This is a genomic window from Stieleria sp., assembly GCF_041595215.1.
Lineage (GTDB): Bacteria > Planctomycetota > Planctomycetia > Pirellulales > Pirellulaceae > Stieleria > Stieleria magnilauensis.
The window spans coordinates 1-2,163 of the sequence record NZ_JBFHKV010001287.1 but is presented as its reverse complement, the minus strand read 5'-3'; the positions used below and the strand labels follow the sequence as shown (position 1 = coordinate 2,163).

Annotated in this window: 2 protein-coding genes; both read left to right on the top strand. The window is 60.2% G+C overall.

Annotated features, from left to right (window positions below; translation table 11 throughout):
- On the top strand, window positions 1-647 hold a 647-nt coding region (locus ABX749_RS30620; RefSeq protein WP_372899376.1), incomplete at its 5' end, for a cysteine desulfurase family protein.
- 100 nt (window positions 648-747) lie between these two features.
- Window positions 748-1,857: a helix-turn-helix domain-containing protein gene (locus ABX749_RS30615; protein WP_372899375.1), complete on the top strand. Its 1,110-nt coding sequence runs from the start codon at window positions 748-750 to the stop codon at window positions 1,855-1,857.
- Window positions 1,858-2,163 lie beyond the last annotated feature (306 nt).

The window sequence follows — 2,163 nt, the reverse complement described above, 5'->3', positions numbered from 1 at the left end:
TCTGTCGCCAGGCGGGTGCATTGTTGCACGTCGACGCAACCCAATCGATCGGCAAACTCCCCGCCACCGTCAACGAGATCCCTGCCGCCGCGATCACCGTCACCCCGCACAAGTTCCACGGTCCGGCGGGTGTGGGAGCCCTGTGGATCGATGCCGGAATCAAGCTCCGACCCCTGCTGTTCGGTGGGGAGCAACAGCTCGTCACCCGGCCGGGTACCGAGCCGGTCGCGCTGATTTTGGGGATGGCCAAAGCGCTCGAAATCGCTGTGGAAAAACAGTCGGCGGTGTGTCAGCAGATGGTCAGTCGACGCGATCAGTTCGAAGCGACGTTGCGTCGCGAGTGCACCGGGTTGCTGATCCACGGTGAGAACGAAAAGCGTTTGCCAGGAACGAGTTGCGTTTCCTTTGCCGGGACCGATCGGCAGTCGATGTTGATGGCATTGGACTTTGCCGGGGTGGCCTGCAGCAGCGGATCGGCCTGCAGCAGCGGAAGCAGCCCTCCGAGCCACGTTTTGCTGGCGATGGGGTGCCCCGAGTGGGCGGTCGAGAGTGCGATCCGGTTCAGCCTGAGTCGGTTTTCCACCGATGAAGAAATCGCCGATGCAGCCGATCGTATCTGCCGTGTTTACAATAGGTTAAGATCTTAAGACTTTGTGGAAAACTAAGTGGAAAACTGACTTGAAAAAGTCTCGATTGGGGTAAAATAGGGGTGGACGTGAACTCGATACCGCCATCCGATTTGTTCCCGTGAACCTGTCTCCCGCCACCCCGAAGATCGAAACGTTTCCGTTGGAGCGCCCGTTGTTGCGCCAGCGGTCGCGTGATGCGAAACTGGCGCGGAGCCGTGCGGCGGCGTCGCTGTCGTTCTTCATCAGCGGTGACGAGAACCGATTGGCGACCTATGTGGCTCAGTCGGAACCGACGATCGCGATGTCGCAACCGATCTTGTTGATCGGTCCATCGGGATGCGGCAAGACGACGTTGGCGTTGCATTTGGCCGCTCGCATCGCCGCCTCGCTTTCACTCGGTGGTGACGCCACGGCCGTCAAGTATTTCTTGGCGTCGGACTTTGCCCGCGAGTATGCCGAAGCGGTTTCGGCGGACGATTTGCCGCCGCTTCGTGAGTCGCTCGACGACGCCGCGATCCTGGTGATCGATGATCTGGATTCGATCGCCGGAAAGATGGCCGCTCAAGATGAATTGTCGATTCGCATCGAACGCCGGATTGCGGCGGGAAAGCCGACGATTTTCACCAGCAAACGGCTGCCTTCGGAAACTCGCGCGATCCGCCCCCAGTTGGCCAGTCGGTGCGTGATCGGGCTGACCATCCCGGTCGCTTACCCGACCGGCCAATCGCGATTGACGATTCTTCGCGAACTCGCCTTGCTTCGCGGTCTGGAACTGTCCGACGACTTGATCGGATTGCTCGATGCCGGGCTACGGACCGACATTTCGGTGCTGGCACTCGACTCCGCCATCAAGCAAGTCGACTTGTATTGTCGCATGAATCAATCCGCGGCCGATGTCGTGGCGGTTCAATCGGCGATCAACGCGGCGGGCCAACGCAGCGAGATTGATTTGGGAAAGATCACCCGTACCGTGGCCCGAATCTGGGGACATCGCACCAAAGATCTGCGAAGCGGTTCGCGAAAGCAATCCGTCGTCCGTGCCCGGTCGTTGGCGATGTTGCTGGCCCGCCAATTCACCTCGTCCAGCCTGGACAAGATCGGCGAGTATTTCGGCGGCCGAGATCATTCGACGGTTTTGCACGCGATCCGCAAGACCGAGACGTTGCTGCAGCAGGACGCCGACCTGAGTCGCATGATGGTCGAAGCCACCGAAAAGCTGGCCGCGTAGGGTCTGGCGACCTTCGTCTTCGAGTGGATTTCTGTGTGTCGTGGTCTGGCCCCAGAGCTGGATAGGAATGAGCCCACGGATAGCAGCGCGAACCCACGGATAGAATGCAGCCAGGAGATCCGTGGGTTCGCGCTGCCATCCGTGGGTGTTCTCTGTGGCTGTGCTCTTCAAACAATGGATCGATCAAAAGCAGCCCAGGCATACGTACGACAGCCAGCCTGCAACCTTCCCCTCGCTGCGTTTGCCCCTCCCTGACAGGGTGGGTGACTTTGGGAACTGTGCGGCCTGCTCGCCCCGTTGCCGGCC